The sequence below is a fragment of the Streptomyces sp. G5(2025) genome, assembly GCF_049542075.1.
In the GTDB taxonomy this organism is placed as follows: Bacteria; Actinomycetota; Actinomycetes; order Streptomycetales; family Streptomycetaceae; genus Streptomyces.
On the sequence record NZ_JBMUZT010000006.1, the window covers coordinates 4,560,759 to 4,579,970 of the forward strand.

Annotated in this window: 19 protein-coding genes; 16 read left to right on the forward strand and 3 right to left on the reverse strand. The window is 72.1% G+C overall.

Annotation, left to right across the window (positions count from 1 at the left end):
• Window positions 1-10 precede the first annotated feature (10 nt).
• The 8 genes from ACOBQB_RS31570 to ACOBQB_RS31605 all read left to right on the forward strand — a co-directional run bounded on the left by ACOBQB_RS31570 (window position 11) and on the right by ACOBQB_RS31605 (window position 5,885).
• Entirely contained in the window at window positions 11-874 is an 864-nt protein-coding gene (locus tag ACOBQB_RS31570; protein ID WP_423596551.1) for a hypothetical protein, read from the forward strand.
• The gene (locus ACOBQB_RS31575; RefSeq protein WP_398548672.1) at window positions 871-2,181 is read left to right on the forward strand and encodes a CpaF family protein; all 1,311 of its coding nucleotides are present in this window, start codon (window positions 871-873) and stop codon (window positions 2,179-2,181) included. The genes ACOBQB_RS31570 and ACOBQB_RS31575 overlap by 4 nt, the downstream gene beginning before the upstream one ends.
• Window positions 2,182-2,188: 7 nt before the next feature.
• Window positions 2,189-3,202 (forward strand): type II secretion system F family protein, encoded by a 1,014-nt coding sequence (locus tag ACOBQB_RS31580; RefSeq protein WP_423596553.1) that lies wholly within the window; start codon window positions 2,189-2,191, stop codon window positions 3,200-3,202.
• Window positions 3,199-4,128 (forward strand): type II secretion system F family protein, encoded by a 930-nt coding sequence (locus tag ACOBQB_RS31585; RefSeq protein WP_423596555.1) that lies wholly within the window; start codon window positions 3,199-3,201, stop codon window positions 4,126-4,128. The genes ACOBQB_RS31580 and ACOBQB_RS31585 overlap by 4 nt, the downstream gene beginning before the upstream one ends.
• A 66-nt stretch (window positions 4,129-4,194) precedes the next feature.
• The gene (locus tag ACOBQB_RS31590) at window positions 4,195-4,440 is read left to right on the forward strand and encodes a hypothetical protein (protein WP_423596557.1); all 246 of its coding nucleotides are present in this window, start codon (window positions 4,195-4,197) and stop codon (window positions 4,438-4,440) included.
• A gap of 88 nt (window positions 4,441-4,528) precedes the next feature.
• Window positions 4,529-4,963 carry a TadE/TadG family type IV pilus assembly protein gene (locus ACOBQB_RS31595; protein ID WP_423596559.1) on the forward strand — a complete coding sequence of 145 codons (435 nt, stop codon included), beginning with the start codon at window positions 4,529-4,531 and terminating at the stop codon, window positions 4,961-4,963.
• Window positions 4,963-5,424 carry a TadE/TadG family type IV pilus assembly protein gene (locus ACOBQB_RS31600; protein ID WP_423596561.1) on the forward strand — a complete coding sequence of 154 codons (462 nt, stop codon included), beginning with the start codon at window positions 4,963-4,965 and terminating at the stop codon, window positions 5,422-5,424. The genes ACOBQB_RS31595 and ACOBQB_RS31600 overlap by 1 nt, the downstream gene beginning before the upstream one ends.
• A complete protein-coding gene (locus ACOBQB_RS31605) occupies window positions 5,421-5,885 on the forward strand; it encodes a Tad domain-containing protein (RefSeq protein WP_423596563.1) in 465 nt (154 codons plus the stop codon). The genes ACOBQB_RS31600 and ACOBQB_RS31605 overlap by 4 nt, the downstream gene beginning before the upstream one ends.
• Window positions 5,886-5,917: 32 nt before the next feature.
• Here the strand turns inward: ACOBQB_RS31605 and ACOBQB_RS31610 are convergent, their stop codons facing one another.
• Window positions 5,918-6,298: a hypothetical protein gene (locus ACOBQB_RS31610; RefSeq protein ID WP_423596565.1), complete on the reverse strand. Its 381-nt coding sequence runs from the start codon at window positions 6,296-6,298 to the stop codon at window positions 5,918-5,920.
• Between the two features lie 246 nt (window positions 6,299-6,544).
• On the opposite strand from ACOBQB_RS31610, the gene ACOBQB_RS31615 reads away from it, so the two are divergent.
• From ACOBQB_RS31615 to ACOBQB_RS31640, 6 genes are all read left to right on the forward strand, one after another.
• On the forward strand, window positions 6,545-9,613 hold the full coding sequence (locus ACOBQB_RS31615) for a BTAD domain-containing putative transcriptional regulator (RefSeq protein WP_423596567.1): 3,069 nt from the start codon (window positions 6,545-6,547) through the stop codon (window positions 9,611-9,613).
• Window positions 9,583-10,338: a prepilin peptidase gene (locus ACOBQB_RS31620; protein WP_423596569.1), complete on the forward strand. Its 756-nt coding sequence runs from the start codon at window positions 9,583-9,585 to the stop codon at window positions 10,336-10,338. The genes ACOBQB_RS31615 and ACOBQB_RS31620 overlap by 31 nt, the downstream gene beginning before the upstream one ends.
• Window positions 10,339-10,409: 71 nt before the next feature.
• On the forward strand, window positions 10,410-11,624 hold the full coding sequence (gene mqnC / locus ACOBQB_RS31625; protein WP_423596571.1) for a cyclic dehypoxanthinyl futalosine synthase: 1,215 nt from the start codon (window positions 10,410-10,412) through the stop codon (window positions 11,622-11,624).
• Between the two features lie 7 nt (window positions 11,625-11,631).
• Window positions 11,632-12,231, forward strand: coding sequence for an imidazolonepropionase-like domain-containing protein (locus ACOBQB_RS31630; RefSeq protein WP_423596573.1), 600 nt, complete (start codon window positions 11,632-11,634; stop codon window positions 12,229-12,231).
• 379 nt (window positions 12,232-12,610) lie between these two features.
• Window positions 12,611-13,306: a demethylmenaquinone methyltransferase gene (locus tag ACOBQB_RS31635; RefSeq protein ID WP_423596575.1), complete on the forward strand. Its 696-nt coding sequence runs from the start codon at window positions 12,611-12,613 to the stop codon at window positions 13,304-13,306.
• A 155-nt stretch (window positions 13,307-13,461) separates the two neighbouring features.
• Window positions 13,462-15,999: a zinc ribbon domain-containing protein gene (locus tag ACOBQB_RS31640; RefSeq protein WP_423596577.1), complete on the forward strand. Its 2,538-nt coding sequence runs from the start codon at window positions 13,462-13,464 to the stop codon at window positions 15,997-15,999.
• Window positions 16,000-16,080: 81 nt separating this feature from the next.
• Here the strand turns inward: ACOBQB_RS31640 and ACOBQB_RS31645 are convergent, their stop codons facing one another.
• Window positions 16,081-16,623 carry a GNAT family N-acetyltransferase gene (locus tag ACOBQB_RS31645; protein ID WP_423596579.1) on the reverse strand — a complete coding sequence of 181 codons (543 nt, stop codon included), beginning with the start codon at window positions 16,621-16,623 and terminating at the stop codon, window positions 16,081-16,083.
• 97 nt (window positions 16,624-16,720) lie between these two features.
• Between ACOBQB_RS31645 and ACOBQB_RS31650 the strand changes: the two genes are divergently transcribed.
• Window positions 16,721-18,004, forward strand: coding sequence for a geranylgeranyl reductase family protein (locus ACOBQB_RS31650; RefSeq protein ID WP_423596581.1), 1,284 nt, complete (start codon window positions 16,721-16,723; stop codon window positions 18,002-18,004).
• 42 nt (window positions 18,005-18,046) lie between these two features.
• Here the strand turns inward: ACOBQB_RS31650 and ACOBQB_RS31655 are convergent, their stop codons facing one another.
• On the reverse strand, window positions 18,047-18,646 hold the full coding sequence (locus tag ACOBQB_RS31655; RefSeq protein ID WP_423596583.1) for a Uma2 family endonuclease: 600 nt from the start codon (window positions 18,644-18,646) through the stop codon (window positions 18,047-18,049).
• 139 nt (window positions 18,647-18,785) lie between these two features.
• Between ACOBQB_RS31655 and ACOBQB_RS31660 the strand changes: the two genes are divergently transcribed.
• Entirely contained in the window at window positions 18,786-19,115 is a 330-nt protein-coding gene (locus tag ACOBQB_RS31660; protein WP_423596585.1) for a putative quinol monooxygenase, read from the forward strand.
• Window positions 19,116-19,212: the final 97 nt, after the last annotated feature.

Here is a 19,212-nt window from a genome sequence, read left to right on the forward strand (position 1 = left end):
CAGAAGAGACATGGCGCTCATCGCACTCGCCGCCGACAAAGGGTCGCCCGGCGTCACCACCGCCGCCGTCGCGCTCGCCGCGGTCTGGCCGCGCCGCGTACTGGTCGCGGAGACCGACCCGGCGGGCGGTGACCTCGTCTACCGCAGCGCCGCCGCGCACGGCGGACCGCTCAATCCCAACACCGGCATGCTGTCCATCGCGGCGACGGCGCGCCGCGGCCTCGTCCCCGACCAACTGTGGGACCACGTCCAGCCGCTGAGCGGCGGTCTCGAAGTGCTCGTCGGGCTCGGCGTCGCCGAGCAGGCGGCCGGCCTCGCCGGGCTCTGGCCGACCCTCGGCCGCGCCTTCTCCCAGCTCGCCGACTCACCGCACGCTCCCGCCGACGTCATCGCGGACTGCGGGCGCGTCAGCGGCGACACCCCGGCCGTCGAACTCTTCCCGCAGGCCGCCCTCGTCCTCCTCGTCTCGCGCACCGAGCCCGAGTCGCTCGCCCGCGTACGCGACCGTGCCGCGGCCCTCGCCGCCAAGCTGCACGGCGGCTCGCGCGGCGCCGCCTCGCTCGCGACCCCGCTCATCGGCGTCCTGCTGATCACGGACCCGTCGGCCTCGGCCAAGCTCGTCCATCAGGTCAACGACATGCTGATGGCCGCGCAGACCGGTGCCCGCGTCGTCGGCACCCTCGCCGACGACCCGTCGGGCGCCGACCAGCTGGCCGGGCGCAAGCGCGGACGGCTCGACAAGTCGCTGCTCATCCGCTCCGCGCGCAAGGTCACCGCCGACCTGTACCAGCAGTACGGCGCCGCCTGGACCAACCCCGTCGCGCAGCAGCCCGGCCGCGTGGCCCAGCGGCCGCAGCCCGGAGCGGGCCGATGAGCACGCCCGTCGACCACCAGCTGGTGAAGCGGTTCCGGCAGGACGCCGGTGACCGCATAGCCGAGCAGCGCCGCCTCGACCAGATATCCGGCGTCACCCCGATGTCGGGCGAGGACGAGCGGCACTACGCCCGCGCCGTCATCGCCCAGATCCTGGAGGAGTACGCCCGCGCGGAGATCAACGCCGGGCGCACCCCGCTCGACGCGGAGACCGAGGAGCAGTACGCGGCCGCCGTGCACGCCGCGCTCTTCGGTGTCGGCCGGCTCCAGCCGCTGCTCGACGATCCCGAGGTCGAGAACATCGACATCAACGGCTGCGACCAGGTCTTCGTCGGGTACGCCGACGGCCGCGAGACCAAGGCCGACCCGGTCGCCGAGACAGACGAGGAACTCGTCGAGCTCATCCAGGTCCTCGGCGCGTACTCGGGCCTGTCCTCGCGCCCCTTCGACTCCGCCAACCCGCAGCTCGACCTGCGGCTGCCCGACGGCTCGCGTCTGTCGGCGGTCATGGACGTCACGCGCCGCCCCGCCCTCTCCATCCGCCGCGCCCGCATGGGCAAGGTCTTCATGTCGGACCTGGTCGGCAACGGCACGCTGACCCCGGAGATCGGCCACTTCCTCGCCTGCGCGGTCCGCGCCCGCAAGAACATCATGATCGCGGGCGCGACGAACGCCGGTAAGACGACGCTCCTGCGCGCCCTCGCCAACGAGATCCCGCCGCACGAGCGCCTGGTGACCGTCGAACGCGCCCTGGAACTCGGCCTCGACCAGTTCGCCGACCTGCACCCGAACGTCGTCGCGTTCGAGGAACGGCTGCCCAACTCCGAGGGGCAGGGCGAGATCTCGATGGCGGAGCTGGTGCGCCGTTCGCTCCGCATGAACCCCTCGCGCGTCATCGTCGGTGAGGTCCTCGGCGACGAGATCGTGACGATGCTCAACGCGATGTCGCAGGGCAACGACGGCTCGCTCTCCACGATCCACGCCAACAGCTCCAGCGAGGTCTTCAACCGTATTTCCACCTACGCGCTCCAGGCGTCCGAGCGGCTGCCCATCGAGGCGAGCCAGATGCTCGTCGCGGGAGCGGTCAACTTCGTCGTCTTCATCCAGCGGCGCAACAACTACCAGTCCGGCGGCAAGCTCCAGCGCATGGTGACCTCGATCCGCGAGGTCAACGGCGTCGACGGCCGCGTCCTGTCCAGCGAGGTCTTCGCGGAGGCCCCCGACGGACGGGTCGTCGCGCACGCGCCGATAGCCTGCATGGACGACCTGGCGGCGTTCGGCTACCGCCCCGCCGGGCAATGGGGGTGAGCACGACATGAACACGCTGGGCTCCATGGGCGGCCTCTTCTCGCTGCCCGTCCTGTACGCGCTGGGCTGCGGTGTCGCCGCGGGCGGCGGCCTCGCGCTCCTCGCGATCGCGCTCCGCGGCCTGCCCGCCAAGCCCGCCCACGAGAAGCACAAGGCGAGCGAGCGCGCGAGCGAACTGCTGCGCTTCGCGGGCCGGCGCGGATCCCTGGCCGCCGGTGTCGGCCTCGTCGTCCTCCTGCTGACCCAGTGGGCGGTGGCGGGCATCGCCGCCGGCATCCTCGTCTTCTTCTGGGACAAGCTCTTCGGCGGCGCCGCGGAGGAGCGGGCGCAGATGAAGCGCGTCGAGGCCCTCGCCGCCTGGACGGAGTCGCTGCGCGACACCATCGCGGGCGCGGTCGGCCTGGAGCAGGCCATTCCCGCTTCCGCCCGTGCGGCGGCGCCGGTGCTCCGCCCCCACCTGGACGCCCTGGTCGACCGGCTGCGGGCCCGCACCCCGCTCCCCGAGGCCCTCCAGATCCTCGCCGACGAGATCGACGACGCCTCGGCCGACATCATCGTCGCGGCACTCATCCTCAACGCCAAGCTGCGCGGCCCCGGCCTGCGTCAGGTCCTCGGCGCGCTCGCCAAGTCCGCGCGCGAGGAGGTCGACATGCGCCAGCGCGTCATGGCGCAGCGCGCGTCGACCCGCCGCTCCGTGCAGATCGTGGTGGCGGTGTCCATCGCCTTCGTGCTCGGCCTGTCCATCTTCAACCGCGAGTTCGTAGAGCCCTACGGCACGCCCATCGGCCAGCTCGTGCTCGCCATGGTGTGCGCGCTGTTCGCGCTCGGCTTCTGGTGGCTGCGGAAGCTGTCGACGGTGGAGACGCCGGACCGCTTCCTGGTCAGGGACGAGCCGGGCGTGCAGTTCGTCCGCCCGAGGGGCCCGGCCGCCACGGCCGACCAGCCCCCGCAGCCGTCGCAGCAGCCGTCCCAGCAGGGCCTGCCGGGCTATGCCAACTCTCCCGAGGGGGTACGTCGATGAGCGTGACGACGCCGATAGTGATCGGCGCGATCCTCGGCCTCGGCATCTTCACCCTCGTACGCGCCCTGATGCCGTCCAAGCGCAGCGCGGTCGCCACGGTGGCCCGCATCGACGCGATGCGGGCGCGCGGCGCGGCGTACGAGTCGCACCGGGCGACCTCGGACACCGAGAAGCCGGGCCGTATCGGGTCGATGCGGGCGCGCGTCGGCATGCGCGTCGCCGACTTCTACCTTCAGCAGGGGTGGGAGCAGCGGTCGCTGCGGGCCGACCTCGCGGTCCTCGACCGCAGCTGGGAGAAGTTCCTCGCGACGAAGGTGCTGCTGGCCGCGGCCGGTGTCTTCTTCGGCCCGTTCCTCTTCGCCGTCATCTACACGCTCGGCGTCGGCCGCAGCCCGATCATCCCGGTCTGGCTCGCGCTGATGTTCGGCGCGCTCTTCTTCTTCCTGCCCGACCTGGAAGTACGCAGGGACGCGGCGGACAAGCGGCGCGACCTGCGCCGCGTCATCGGCGCCTATCTCGATCTGGTGTCGATGAGCCTCGCGGGCGGTCGCGGCCTCCCCGAGGCGCTCATGGCGGCGGCGGAGGTCTCCGACGGCTGGGCGACGCAACGCATCCGCAGCGCACTGGCCGACGCCCGCATCACCGGCGTCAGCCAGTGGCAGGCCCTCGGCGCGCTCGGCGAGGAACTGGGCGTCGAGGAACTGAAGGACCTGTCGGCGTCCCTGGCGCTGGTGGCGGACGACGGCGCGAAGGTGCGCGAGTCCCTCGCCTCCCGCGCGGAGACGATGCGGCACCGCGAGCTGGCCGAGATCGAGGGCAGCGCGGGCGAGAAATCCCAGTCGATGCTGGTGGCGCAGCTGCTGCTGTGCGCCGGGTTCCTGGTTTTCCTCATCTTCCCGGCGGCGATGCGCGTGTTCCAGGTCTAGCGGCCCTATGACGTCGTGGCTCGGCGTCAGCCCTTCCCCCCACCACTCCTGAGAGGACAACACATCATGAACGGACGGAACTTCCGCCACCCGGCTGTCGACTTCCTCGTGACCTTCCTGCGGGGCCGCGTCCAGCGCGCCCGCTCCGGCGAGCTGGACCGCGGCGCGTCCGCGGTCGAGTGGGTCATCATCTCGGCGGTCGTCGTGGCCATCGTGGGCGTGGTGGCCGCGGTCATCAACGCCGCGCTGAAGGGCGGCGCCGACAAGGTCAGCGACTGCATCAAGGGCGCGGACGCCGGCAGCACCTGCTGACCTCGGCACGGCTGAGGACCGACTGACGAACTGACGACAGGCTGCTGACGGCATCGTGAAAGGCGACGGGGTGCGGGAAACGCGCGGAATGCGGGGATTCGTACGCCGCAGGGTGGAGGCCGCCTCCACCCGCGGCGAATCCGGCATGACCGCGATCGAGTTCGTGCTGCTCACCCCGGTGCTGTTCTTCATGATCTTCGCTACGGTGCAGTTCGCGCTGTACTTCTTCGCCGACCACGTCGCCCAGGCGGCGGCGCAGGCGGGCGCGCGCAAGGCCCGCGCCACGGCCGACGAGAACCCCGGCGGCTGGCGCGGCGAGGCCCATGGCGTGGCCGACGCGTACATCCGCCAGCTCGGCCCGGAGCTGGTGCTCGGCCCGGACGTGAAGACCATCCAGCCCGAGCAGAACACGGTCGGCGTGGAGATCACGGCCCGCATCCCCACGGTCTTCCCGGGTCTCGACCTGACGGTGCACGCGCGGTCCGCGGGGCCGGTGGAGCGGTTCGTGGAGGAGACCGACTGATGCGGAGCGCACGGGGCGCGTGGGCCGGGACGCGGGCGGCGGTGGGGGAGCGCCGCCGCCGTCGGGACGACCGGGGCCTTTCGACCGTCGAAGTGGTGATCCTCGCCCCGGTGATGATCCTCTTCATCCTGGTCCTCGTGGCCTTCGGTCAGCTCGTCGAGGGCCGGGGGGCCATCGACGGGGCGGCGCGCGACGCCGCCCGCGCGGGATCGATCCAGAAGGATCACGGGACGGCGATGGCCGAGGCGCGCAAGGCCGCGGCGGCCGACCTCGCCGACGTGTGCTCGGGCCCCGTCTCGGTCGTCCAGAAGAGCACCGGCTTCGACGAGGACGTCGACCCGTTCTTCACCGTCGAGGTCAGCTGTGAGGTCAAGGGCCTGGCCATGCTGGGCCTGGACATCCCGACGACGCTGGAGGCCACCTTCAGCTCGCCGCTCGACCCGTACCGGAGGTCGGCGTGACACACCCTCGTGTCGTACGCGACTGGATCGCGTCCCGCCGCGCCCACCTCGACGACCGGGGCTCGGGCGCCGGCGCGGTCATCGTCTTCGCGATCGTCTTCCTCACACTGTCGGCGTTCGTCATCGACGGCGGCCTCTCCATCTCCAAGCGGGAGCGCGCCGCGGACATCGCGGAACAGGCCGCCCGCTATGCCGCCCAGGACCTTCAGCTGGAGGACATCTACGAGGGCGTGAAGGGCGCGCCCATCAACTACGAGAACTGCGCGGCCAGAGTCAGGGCCTTCGTGGAGGAGGCGGGTCTCAGGGGCGCGGACGTGGCCAACACGCAGTGTGTGACGGCGAACCCGCAGCAGGTCGAGGTCGAGGTCCAGATGACCTACAGCCCCGTCTTCACGGGCATGTTCTACGGCGGGGACGTGACGGTGAAGGGCAGGGCGGTCGCGGAGAACGAGGTGGGCTGAGACCGCGGCCCCCTCCGGAGCGCAGTGCGCGGCTACTTGGCGCCGCCCCCGCCCTTTCCGTCACCTTTGGTGTCCTTCCCGCCGCCTTTGCCGCCTTTGCCCTCGTTGACTTTCACCGCGTCGTTGACGGCCTTCGCCAGGTCGTCGTCCAGCTTCTTGAACTCGCGTACGACCGCGTCGGACAGGTCCGCGAGCTGGTCCAGTTGCTGGCCGATGTCCTCGCGGCCGTCCTCCCAGTTGGACTCGAAGTCGTCGAGGGAGTCGTAGACACCGCCGTCGCCTATGTCGTCGCGGTAGGACTCGAAGATCTTCTTGGTGCGGTTCATACGGGTCTTGATGGAGCGCAGCCTGCTGCCGTAGTCCTCCAGATCCGTGAGCGGGATCGAGAGGTCGCTCTTGCCCTTGCCACCCATGGTCGTGTCCCCCTTCGCCGAGCCACCACCTCCCGTACGCGGGAAGCGACATGACGACGCTATCGCGTGGCTCCGACAGCCTCCCGGATCCGTACCGGAACTGTGACGGGTGACCTCGCTCCGGGCGACGCACCTTCCGTACCATCACCTCAGTGGTCCCACCGGATCAGTAACCCCACCGGATCAGTACCGCACCGGACCCCTTGCCCATCCACTCCTCCCCCACAGGACACCAGGACACCCGCCATGGCGCGCACCACCTCACGCTCGACGAGCCCGCCTGACCCGCGGTCGCCGCGGAACCGGACGCCGCAGCCCCTGCCGAGGCGCGGGCGTACCGTCGGGGACTTCGTCAAGGCCTTCCTCGCCTTTGTCGCGTTGGCCGTGCTCCTCGTCGGCGTGCCCGCGGCCCTGGTGGTGTTCGTGGGGTGGCCGCTGCCGGGCGGGGCGCCCTCGCTGAGCTGGCTCCAGCAGGAGATCACCGTCAGTACGTTCATCAACGTACTGACCGTCGTCGTCTGGTTCGCCTGGGCGCAGTTCACCGCCTGCGTGCTCGTGGAGATAAAGGCCGCGCTGTCCGGGGTCGGGATCCCGAGCCGGGTGCCGGGTGCCGGTGGCAGTCAGATGCTCGCGCGGCAGCTCGTCGCCGCCCTGCTGCTCGTCGGCGCCACCGCCGCGAGCTTCGCGCCCGGCCTCTCGCAGTTCGGGCAGTCGCTGGAGGGGAACCAGAAGCCCGCGTCCGCCGCGAGCGCCCAGCAGACCCCCGGCCTCTTCGGCCAGGGGCAGCACGCCGCCGCGTCCGCCGCCGACGCCCTCGCCGCGCAGGCCGAGCAGGCCGCCGCGCACGCCGAGGTCGGCGGCAGCGGCAAGGACGGGGACACGAAGTACTACCGGATCCAGCCGCCCGAGGGCCGCCATCACGACTCCCTGTGGGAGATAGCCGAGCGGCACCTGGGCGACGGCCGCCGGTACAAGGAGATCTACCAGCTCAACAAGGACCGCGAGCAGCCCGACGGTTCGAAGCTCTCCGAGGCCAGCCTCATCCGGCCCGGCTGGATCATGGAGATGCCCGCGGACGCGCACGGCGGCGAGCTCGTCGAGATGCCCGACGAGGCCCCCAAGATCTCCAAGGACGTCAAGGAGCAGATCTCCGACTACTCCAAGACCGGCGACCAGCGACAGGGCGGCGGCCAGGAACAGGGCGGCGGCCAGGAGCAGGGCGGCGGCCAGGAGCAGGGCGGAGGCAGCTCCGTCGACCGCGACACCGCGCACATCGTCCTCCCCGAGCAGCGGCCCTCCGCACCGGAGAAGCCCGCCATGCCGCAGGCCCCGGCCACCCCCGAGACACCCGCCGCCGAAGCTCCCGAGGCTCCCGAAGCCACCGGCGGCAGCACGTCCGAAGGCTCCGGCTTCGGCCTGCCGGAAGCCCTCCTCGGCGCGCCCCTCCTCGCCGCCGGCCTGCTCGGCGCCCTCGGCCGCCGTCGCCGCCACGCCCTGTGGCAGTCGGCCATGGGCGCGGTCGGCGGGCACCGCGGGATGCAGCCGCGGACCCCGACCGGGGACGCCGCCGACGCGCAGGACGCGCTGCTCGTGGGCGCCGACCCCGAGGGCGTACGCCTGCTCGACCTGTCGCTGCGCGGCCTCGCCGCCTCCCTCGCCGAGGAGAACCGCGAGCTGCCGACCGTGTACGCGGCCTGGCTGACCAACGGCGACCTGCACCTCCAGCTCGCCCAGCCCGCCGGACGGCCGCCCGCGCCCTGGCAGTTGGGGCAGGACCAGACGTTCTGGGTGCTGGCGCGCACCGACGCCGAGCGGTACGAGGAAGTGGACACCGCCGCGCCCTACCCGGGGCTCGTCAGCCTCGGCACCCTTGATGACTCGCGGCTGCTCCTCAACCTGGAGTCCGTGCCCGGCATCGTCTCGCTGAGCGGCAGCGAGAGCGACCGCGCCGCCGTCTTCGCCTCGGTCGCCGCCGAACTCGCCACCAACGGCTGGTCGGACCGCATGACCATCACCGTCGTCGGCTTCGGCCAGGACCTCACCCCGCTCGCGCCCAACCGGCTGCGGCACCTCGAAGACGTCGAGGCCCTCCTGGAGACCATGGAGGCCGAGACGCGGCAGCGGCGCGGCGCGCTCGGCGCCGCCGGGCACGACTCCGTGCTCACCGGCCGCACCGGGCCCGCCCGGCACACCCGCTGGGCCCCGCACCTCGTCCTGCTCGCCGCCGAGCCGACCGGTGAGGACGCCGTCAAGCTCGCCGAACTCGCCGCCGACGCCGGCCGTCTTGGCATCGGCTACCTCGTCGGTACGGAGTCCGGGGACCTGCCCGGCGCCGCCTGGGAGATGGAGATCACCCGCGCGGGCAAGCTCCTCGCGCCCCTGCTCGGCCTCGAACTTCAGGCCCAGACGCTGCCCGAGGCCCAACAGCGCGCCGTCGTGCGGCTGTTCACCGAGGCGGACCCGGAGAGCGGCTCCGGCCCCACGGGCCCCGACGACGAGCCCACGGGCGCCGCGCCGCCGTTCCTCGTCGACGTCACCGAGCAGGGGCGGCCCGCGGTCTACGCCCGCCTCGTCGGCACGTACGAGATCATCGGCCTCGACACGCCGGACGGCGAGCGCAGCGCGCTGATGCACGAGGCTCTGGCCCTGCTGCTCATGCACCGCGAAGGGGTGCACCCCCGCGTGCTCGCCTCCGCGCTCTGGCCGCGCGGCGTCACCGACGACGTACGCGACGCGCTCGTCGAGCGGCTGCGCGAGTGGCTCGGCACCGACCCCGACGGCTCGCCCCGGCTGCGGGCCGACCGGAACGGGCGGCTCACGCTCGCCAAGTCCGTCGTCTCGGACCTGGACGTGCTGCGCTCGCTCTACCACGAGGCCACGCAGGGACGCGGCGCCGGCAACCGCGCCGTGCGCGGGCGGATGCTCACCGACGCCCTGGTGCTCGTACGCGGACCACTCCTCGCCGACCGGCCGCAGGGCCGCTACGCCTGGCTCACGCACGAGATCATCGACGCGCAGCTGCCGTTGCTCGTCGCCGACATCGGGCTCGCCCTGTCCGAGTTCCACCTGGAGAAGGGGCGGGCGGAGAAGGCGATCGAGGCGTTGAACGCCGCGCTCGGCTCGGCGCCGGGCGACGAGCGGCTCTGGAACGAGCTGCTGCGGGCCACCGCCGCCACGGAGGATCCCGCCCGGCTCCAGCGGGTGGCCGCGGATCTGCTCGCCCGGAGCGGGGCGCGAGGGCTGCCGCCCCGCACGGAGGCCCTCCTGGACGAGTTGCTGCCCGCGTGGCGCGGTGGGGTCTCGGCGGCGGGGTGAACCTCGTGCTCGTGCTCCTCGCCTTCGGCGGCGCGCTCTGGGGCGCCCTCGTCGGCGCCCTCGTTCCCCGCGCCGCCTACCGGCTCTGCGTACCGCCGGACGGCACCTGGCGAGCGGAGTGCCCCGAGGGACACCCCCTCGGCGGCTGGGTCGGGTTCGCGCGGTGCGGGCACGGCGACCACTACGGACCCCGCACCGCCCTGGTCACCGCCACCACCGCCCTCGTCTGCGCCGCCCTCGCCGCCGCCACCGGGCCCCGCCCCGAACTCGCCGCATGGCTGCTGCTCGCCCCCGTCGGCGTCCTCCTGACCGTCGTCGACTTCGGGGTGCACCGGCTGCCGGACGTCCTCACGCTGCCGCTCGCCGGGGCCGCGCTCGCGCTGCTCGGGGGCGCCGCGCTGATGCCCGAGCACGGCGGCTCGTGGACCGGGGCGCTGTACGGGGCGCTCGCGCTGGCCGGGGCGTACTTCGTGCTGTTCCTCGTCAACCCCAACGGCATGGGGTTCGGTGACGTCAAGCTCGCCCTCGCGCTGGGGGCGGTGCTCGGCTGGTACGGCTGGGGCGTGCTGCTGCTCGGCACCTTCGCCGGGTTCCTGCTCGCCTCGCTGTACGGCATCGGGCTCGTCGCCGCCCGCCGCGCCGGGCGCAAGACGGCGATCCCCTTCGGGCCCTTCCTGCTGGGCGGCGCCTTCGTGGGAGTGCTGATCGGGGCGTACACCGCCTGACGTCAGGGCCCCGGAAAGGCTGGCGTACGCTGGCTTGGTCTGTCCACAACCCTTACGAAAGGGACGTCCCGGTGACCGAGAAGGCCGACCTCACGTCGTTTGATGTCACAGCCGTCCTCGACCGTGCCGCCGCAGGTGGGCGGATCACCCCCGAGGAAGCGCTCGTCCTCTACCGGGACGCCCCGCTGCACGCGCTCGGCTCCGCCGCCGACGCCATCCGCCGCCGGCGCTACGCCGGTACGGAGCACATCGCGACGTACATCATCGAGCGGAACATCAACTACACGAACGTCTGCGTGACGGCGTGCAAGTTCTGCGCCTTCTACGCCGCCCCCAAGGACACGAAGAAGGGCTGGAGCCGCGACCTCGACGACATCCTGCGCCGCTGCGCGGAGACCGTCGAGCTGGGCGGTACGCAGGTCATGTTCCAGGGCGGCCACCACCCGGACTACGGCGTCGAGTACTACGAGAAGCACTTCGCCGCGATCAAGAAGGAATTCCCGCAGCTGGTCATCCACTCCCTCGGCGCGTCCGAGGTCGAGCACATGGCCCGCATCTCGAAGGTGCCGGTGGAGGAGGCGATCCAGCGGATCAACGCCGCGGGCCTCGACTCCTTCGCGGGCGCCGGCGCCGAGCTGCTCCCGGCCCGACCCCGCAAGGCCATCGCGCCGCTCAAGGAGTCCGGCGAGCGCTGGCTGGAGATCATGGAGATCGCCCACAACCTGGGCGTGGAGTCCACCTCCACGATGCTCATGGGCACGGGCGAGACGAACGCCGAGCGCATCGAGCACCTGCGGATGATCCGCGACGTACAGGACCGGACCGGAGGCTTCCGCGCCTTCATCCCGTACACGTACCAGCCCGAGAACAACCACCTCAAGGGCCGTACGCAGGCGACGATCTTCGAGTACATCCGCATGATCGCGATCGCGCGGATCTTCCTCGACAACATCGCGCACATCCAGGGCTCCTGGCTGACGACGGGCAAGGAGGCCGGCCAGCTCACCCTCCACTACGGAGCGGACGATCTGGGCTCGGTGATGCTGGAGGAGAACGTCGTCTCCTCGGCGGGCGCCAAGCACCGCTCGAACCTCCGCGAGATGATCGAGATGATCCGTACGGCGGACCGTGTGCCGGCGCAGCGCGCCACGACGTACGAGCACCTCGTCGTGCACGACGACCCGGCGAACGACCCGGTCGACGACCGCGTCGCCTCGCACATCTCGTCCACCGCGATCGAGGGCGGCACGGCGCACCCCGAGCTGAAGCTCCTCGCCACGAACTGAGGCCCTGTTGCTCACCCTTCACGTCGCCGAACACTCACCGGAGGCGGCGGTCCTGGTCGACGGGGCGGTCGTCGCGGCGGTCGGCCCGTACGAGGAGCTGGCGGCGGCACACCCCGCCGCCCGCGTCCGCCGCTGGCCCGGCATCCTGACCCCCGGCCTGCTCAACCCGTACGGCCCTGAACTCCTTGAGGCCACCTACCACCCCGACCCGCGCGAGGCCGACCGCCTGGGCACAGAGCCCATCGGCGGGGAGCGCGCCCGGGCGATCTTCCGCGCGGACCCGTCCCGCGTCGGCGCCGGCGCGCGGCGCGGAGTGCAGCGGCTGCTGGCCCACGGCACGGTGGCCATCGCGGGCGAACTCCGGGCCCGCCCCGTCATCGACGCGGTACGCAGAGCGGGCCTCGCGGTGGGCCAACGCCCGCCCCGCCTCCCGGGCCCCGCGACCCTCTCCCCGACCCCCCTGATCCTGCTCCCGCCCTTGACCCCCGGCTCCCCGGCCCGCTTCGCGATCTTCGCCGTCCCCGAGCGGGCCGAACTGGCCCACCAAGGGGCACAGACCTGCGTGGCAACGGTCATCGCAGGCCGCTTGCTCTACCGCTCCCGCTGAACCAACCCCCGTCAGGGGCGCGGGGAACTGCGCGAGCAACCACGACGCACTCGCACGGGCCACGGGAGGTGTGCCCTGTCAGGGGCGCGGGGAACTGCGCGAGCAACCACGACGCACTCGCACGGGCCACGGGAGGTGTGCCCTGTCAGGGGCGCGGGGAACTGCGCGAGCAACCACGACGCACTCGCACGGGCCACGGGAGGTGTGCCCCGTCAGGGGCGCGGGGAACTGCGCGAGCAACCACCACACGCCCGCACCCGCCACCCCTCCCCAGCCCGGGCAAACGCTCCCGCGCATGGCCCGCCGCAGGCGAAACACCCGCCCGCCGGCGACCAAGGCCCCCGCCAAGAAAGAAGACCGGCCTGACACAATAGGCCGGGTGACCCGCGCATCCTTGGACAAGCAGCCCCACGAAGTCGCCACGATGTTCGACGACGTCGCGGAACGATACGACCTCACCAACGACGTGCTCTCCCTCGGCCAGGCCCGCCTCTGGCGCAAGGAGGTCGCCAAGGCAGTCGACGCGCGCCCCGCGCAGAAGGTCCTGGACCTGGCCGCCGGCACCGCCACCTCCTCCCAGCCCTTCGCCCAGGCCGGCGCGTACGTCGTGCCCTGCGACTTCTCGCTCGGCATGCTCAGGGTCGGCAAGGAGCGCCACCCCTGGATGCCGTTCACGGCGGGCGACGGGACGAAGCTGCCGTTCAAGGACGACACCTTCGACGCCGTCACCATCTCCTTCGGGCTGCGCAACATCCAGGACACGGACGCCGCCCTGCGCGAGCTGTACCGCGTGACGAAGCCCGGCGGCCGGGTCGTGATCTGCGAGTTCTCCAGCCCCACGTGGACGCCGTTCCGGACCGTTTACACCGAGTACCTGATGCGGGCCCTGCCGCCGGTCGCCCGCGCCGTGTCCTCCAACCCCGACGCGTACGTCTACCTCGCCGAGTCGATCCGCTCCTGGCCCGACCAGCCCGCGCTCGCCGCGCGACTGCGGGGCGCGGGCTGGTCGAAGGTGGCCTGGCGGAACCTCACGGGCGGCATCGTGGCGCTGCACCGCGGCTTCAAGCAGGGCTGAGCCGGGCCAGGCCGGGAACCACCGGCCCGGCCGGGAACCAGCCACCGTCAAACTGTGTCCGTTGATACGACCCCCGGCAGAACTTATGCGGTTCTTATAGGGTCGGTCTCTCCCCCTCGTGGGTGATGTTCTTCCGGACTGTGACGGAGCGTTAGATGGCGTCGTACTGCCCGCACTGCGGGGCACCAGCCCCCAATGAGGCCCGCTTCTGCATGAAGTGCGGGAAGGAACGCCTCCCGGACCCGCCGGTTCCGGACACACCGCCCGCTCAGCCCACTCCGCCCGCTCCGGCAGAGGCGCCCGCGGAACCACGGCCTCCCGCCTCACCACCCCCGCCCGTCTACACCCCTGCCCCGGCCACCGCCCCGGCCACCGCTCCGGCCCCCACCGCCCCCTCGCCCGTCGGCGCCTTCTTCGGCCGTACGTTCCGCGGCGACTGGGCCGGATCCGCGCAGGCCGCTCTCTGGCCCTTCGCGCTGCTCCTGATCGGTGGCCTCTCCCTCGCCATGCCGTCGTACGGCCAGGGCGACGAGACGGTCATCGGCTTCACCGACCGGTTGCGGATCGCCCTCGCGCTGCTCCTCCAATCGGTGGGCGGCGGCTTCGACCTGACGGGCCATGAGCAGCGCCCGTCCTTCGGCGGCTCGAACGGCCTCGACACGGGTTCGGACGGCTTGGGCTCGGGCGGCTTGGGTTCGGGCGGGCTCGGCTCGGACGGACCGGGCTCGGACGGGCTGGGTTCGGGCGGTATGGGCTCGGACTCCTCGGACGCCGCGCTCGAAGCCACGGCCTCCCTGCACTTCGTCCCGCTCACCGTGACCGCGCTGTGGATCGTGGCGCTCTTCATCGGCGTACGCGTCCTGCGCAACCGCCTCGTCGCACGCGGGTACGGACACCAGGGCGGCGGCACGGCCGGGCTCGAAGCGGCCGTTCGGGTGTCGCTGTTGGCGGCCGCGGGCGTCCTGGCGCTGTCCCTCTTCGCGCAGCCCGAGATCGAGGGCGTCGAACTGTCGTCGTCCCCGGTGCTCGCGGCGCTCGGCGCACTGGGCATCGCGCTCGTCGTCTCCTACGGAGTGCTGTACCGCGTCGACCCGCTCCAGGTCACCGCACGCCCCGGCGTCCAGGCCGCCTTCCGGGCCGTGGGCACCGCGCTGCGGGCCCTGGTCGTCGTCCTCGTGCTCTGCTCGCTCGTCGCCTTCGTCAGCCTGGCCCGGATCGACGACCTCGGCGAGCTCTCCGACCTCGACGACGACGGCATCTCGCCGCTCCTGGTCGCGCTGCTCATCCTGCCGAACCTCGCGGTCGCGGCGCTCGGCATCAGCTGGGGCGCGGGGGCCGAGGCCTCCGTGCGGGGCAGCAGCTCGCTGTACGACGGCGGATACGAGAGCACGTCCTTCGGCCTCTCCGAACTGGGCGACGTCACCAACGACTGGGCGATCGTGGGCGCGTTGGCGCTCGGCCTCGTCTGCGCGCTGACGCTCGGCGTCCTCGCCGCGCGGCGCTGCGCGGGCCGCGGCGAACAACTCCTGAGCGCGGCCGTCTTCTTCGGGCTCGTCCTGCTGCTCGCCGCGGTCGGCGGCCTCGGCGTCGAGGCGTCCGGCGCGGTCACCGGCGGGTCGGGACTGGGCGGGGTCGGCGGCAACGGCGGTGTGGAGGTCGGGCTCAGCGTCCCGGAGGTCCTGCTGTTCGGGCTGCTGTGGATCTTCCCCGCCGCGCTGCTCGGGCCGTACCTGCTGCGGATGGCGGGGCGGAGCGGTGGCCCTGCCGCACCCGCGTACTCGCCCGCGTACTCACCGGCGGTGCCACCGGTCCCGAAGGACCCGGCCGGGGCGCCCGCCTCCGAAGCCGCCGCGTTCGTCACCCAGTCGGCGCCCGCGGGCCCCGCCACACCTCCCGCCCCCGGCACGCCCGTCCACACGTACGGACCCCACGCCATCCAGCTCGCCCCGCAGCCCCCCGCCACCGCCAAGCCGCGCGGCCGGGCCGGGGTGTGGGTGGCCACGCTCGCCGGGGCCTTCCTCATCGGCGGTGGCGCGACGGCCGGCATCCTGGTCTGGCAGGACAACGACGACGGTAAGTCGGACAACGCCGGCAAGGACGACAAGCCCTCCGTCAGCCGGTCCGAGGAGCCGAGCCAAGGGCCGAGCCAGGAGCCGGGCCCGTCCACCTCGCCGACCACGCCGGACCAGGAGCCGAGCGACAGCGCGGACCCCGCCGACGAGGCCGAGGCCCCCAAGGGCTCAGAACGGGTGAGCGACTCCGAGGGGTTCTCCTTCGCGGTCCCCGAGGGATGGACGCGGCAGTCCGTGGACCCGGAGCGGCCCGGGCAGATCACGTACGCGGGTTCGACCGGGCGTGAGGAGTTCCTCGTCGGCGTCGTGCCGGACGCGCCCTACACCTCGTACGAGAACTTGACGGACATCGAGAAGCACACCAAGACCGCCTCGGACAAGTCGGACTACCGGCGCATCCGGCTGGAGGAGAACACCTTCCAGGGGCAGGACGGCGCGATCTGGGAGTACACGTACACGGACGAGGCGGACCGCACCATCCACGCCATCAACCAGAGTTACGTCGCAGAGAACGGCACCGAGTACGCCATCCAGCTCTCCTGGCGCGAGGACTTCTGGCCCGCGGGCGAGGGCGCGAAGACGCACCGGACCGCGCTGAAGACCTGGCGGCTCACGGACTGAGGCCGAGGAGTGGGGACCCGCCGCCCGGAACCGTCGCCCGGCGGGTCCCCGTCCACTCCAGGCCGGAGGGGGCTCCCCGCGCTACAGCGCGAGCCGGAAGCAGTAGGCCACGCGCCGCCCCACGTCGCCCGCCCCCGGCGTCGTGAACGTCTCGCCCAGTTCCATGCCGAGCCGCCGCGTCACCGCGATGGAGCGTTCGTTGCCGGCGTCGACCATCGCCACCACGCTCGGCACACCCGCCGCCCGCAGCCGCTCCAGCGTGGCGTGGGCGGCGGCGGTCGCGTACCCCTTGCCCCAGGCCGCGCGGGCCAGCCGCCAGCCGATCTCGATCTCCCCGGTCGGGCCCCACGGTCGGGTCCAGGGCTGGGCGCCCGTGAAGCCGACCGGTTCACCGGCCCCGTCCAGCAAGGTCCAGAGGCAGAACCCCAGTTCGGCATCGTGTCTGCGCTGCCGGGCGGTCAGCTCCTCGTACATGGAGAGCTCCGCGGGCACGCCCCCGTGGAACTCCATGACCTCGCGGTCGCGGAAGAGCCGGTGCCAGGCGAAGGCGTCCTCGTGGGTGGGGACGCGCAGCCGCACCTCGGGGAGGTGCGGGGCGGGCAGGGTCTCGGTCTGCTCGGTCACGTGTGGCCCTTCGGCTGGCTGGTCGGTACCGCCTCATAGACTGCCCGTATCCCGTGCCGGTCGGCACACAGATTTCGAGCCTTGGGGAGAACCCGCCGTGACCGAGCCCCTCTCCGAACACACAGCGGACGTCATCGTCGTCGGCGCCGGGCCCGCCGGTTCGACGACGGCGTACTACCTGGCGAAGGCCGGGCTCGACGTCCTCCTCCTGGAGAAGACCGCGTTCCCGCGCGAGAAGGTGTGCGGCGACGGGCTCACCCCGCGCGCCACCAAGCAGCTGGTGTCCATGGGCATCGACATCTCCGAAGAGGCGGGCTGGCTGCGCAACAAGGGCCTGCGCATCATCGGCGGCGGCGTACGCCTCCAGCTGGACTGGCCCGAGCTGGCCTCGTACCCCGACTACGGCCTCGTGCGCAAGCGCGACGACTTCGACGAGCAGCTCGCCCGGCAGGCGCAGAAGGCGGGCGCGCGGCTGTACGAGCGGTGCAACGTCGGGGAGCCGGTCATCGACGACCGCACCGGCCGCATCACCGGCGTGCACGCCAAGCTCGGCGAGGAGAAGACCCCGGTCACCTTCCACGCCCCGCTGGTCGTCGCGGCCGACGGCAACTCCTCGCGCATCTCGCTCGCCATGGGCCTGCACCGCCGCGAGGACCGGCCGATGGGCGTCGCCGTGCGGACGTACTTCACCTCGCCCCGCCACGACGACGATTACCTGGAGTCCTGGCTGGAGCTGTGGGACCGCCGCGGGTCCGAGGACCGGCTGCTGCCCGGCTACGGCTGGATCTTCGGCATGGGCGACGGCACGTCCAACGTCGGCCTCGGCATCCTCAACTCCTCCAAGGCCTTCCGCGAGCTGGACTGGCGCGAGGTCCTCAAGGCGTGGTGCGCCTCGATGCCGGAGGACTGGGGATACACCCCCGAGAACATGACGATGCCGATCCGCGGCGCCGCCCTGCCGATGGCCTTCAACCGCCAGCCGCACTACACCAAGGGCCTGCTCCTGGTGGGTGACGCGGGCGGCCTGGTCAACCCGTTCAACGGCGAGGGCATCGCGTACGCCATGGAGTCCGGCCAGATCGCGGCCGACGTCATCGTGCAGGCACACGCGCGTGCCACCCCGGCCCAGCGCGAACTGGCGCTCCAGAACTACCCGCAGACGCTCAAGGAGACCTACGGCGGCTACTACACGCTGGGTCGCGCCTTCGTGAAGCTCATCGGCAACCCGAAGGTCATGAAGATCGCCACGCAGCGCGGTCTGACGCACCCCATCCTGATGAAGTTCACGCTGAAGATGCTGGCGAACCTCACCGACCCGACGGGCGGCGACGCGATGGACCGCATCATCAACGGCCTGAGCAAGGTGGCGCCGAAGGCGTGAGCCGGGAGGGCGCCGTGCGGGAGTCGCGGCGCCCCCGGGCTGTCACCGAGCCAGGGTGGACAGGTCGAGAGAGGTCATCACGGGGGCCGCCACGTTGAGCGTCCCGCGGTGGATGCCGGTGGCGACGTACTGGAGAGTGGTCTCGTCGAGCTCGTAGGTGTGCACGACAGGCTGTCCCCGCTCGTCCTCCACCCGCCAGAAGTACGGGATGCGGGCGCGGGCGTACTTGAAGGGCTTGTACTCGCGGTCGCGCTGGTGCGACTCCTCCGACACGACTTCCACCGCGAGGACGACGTCCGACGGGGCGAACCGCGTGCGCTCCGGGTCGTAGGGGACGGACGCGACGACGACGTCGGGCTCGGGGGCGCTCTTACTGTCGAGTGCCACTGTCATCTGGGTCTCCACCGTCCAGGCGGCGTCCGGAACAAGCTGCTCCAGCGTGTCGGCGAGCCGACGGATGACACGGTCGTGCCAGGACCGCTGGGCCAGCATCACGATCAAGGCTCCGTCCAATAGCTCCACATGCCTGCGCACGTCCTCGGGCAGCTGATCCAGGTCGTCGACCTCCCAGCCGCTGAGGCGAGGCGGGACCAACCACGAGGGCATGCCTTCGATCGGGGGCGTTACATCACCGACGGTCATGAGGACCTCCTGATCCGAGTCTAGGGCCGCGGCCCGCGGCCCGCGGGTCGCCCGTCCACCCCGCAACGGCATTCCTCCCCAGGTCAGAGCCCTCGCCGTCCGATTTGCCCACCCGCCGGACGCGAGGCACGCTGAAGTCATGATTTTCATCGCCGTCAAGTTCACCGTCCGCCCCGAGCACGCCGACACCTGGCTGGAGCGGACCGCCGAGTTCACCCGGGCCACGCGCGCCGAGCCCGGCAACCTCTTCTACGAGTGGTCGCGCAGCGTCGACGACCCCAACCAGTTCGTGCTCCTGGAGGCCTTCGCCTCGCCGGAGGCCGGCGCCGCGCACGTGAACTCCAACCACTTCAAGGCCGGCATGGAGACGATGTCCGAGGCGATCGCGGAGGTCCCGCAGATCATCAACACGGAGATCGAGGGCGACGACTGGTCGCGGATGGCGGAGCTGTCGCCGAAGAGCAGCTGAGTCCACCCGCCCGACGAACGGCTGTACGGCCGCCTGAGGGCACGCCAAGGGCCGGAACCCCACCCGGGGGTTCCGGCCCTTGGTACGTCGCTCTAAG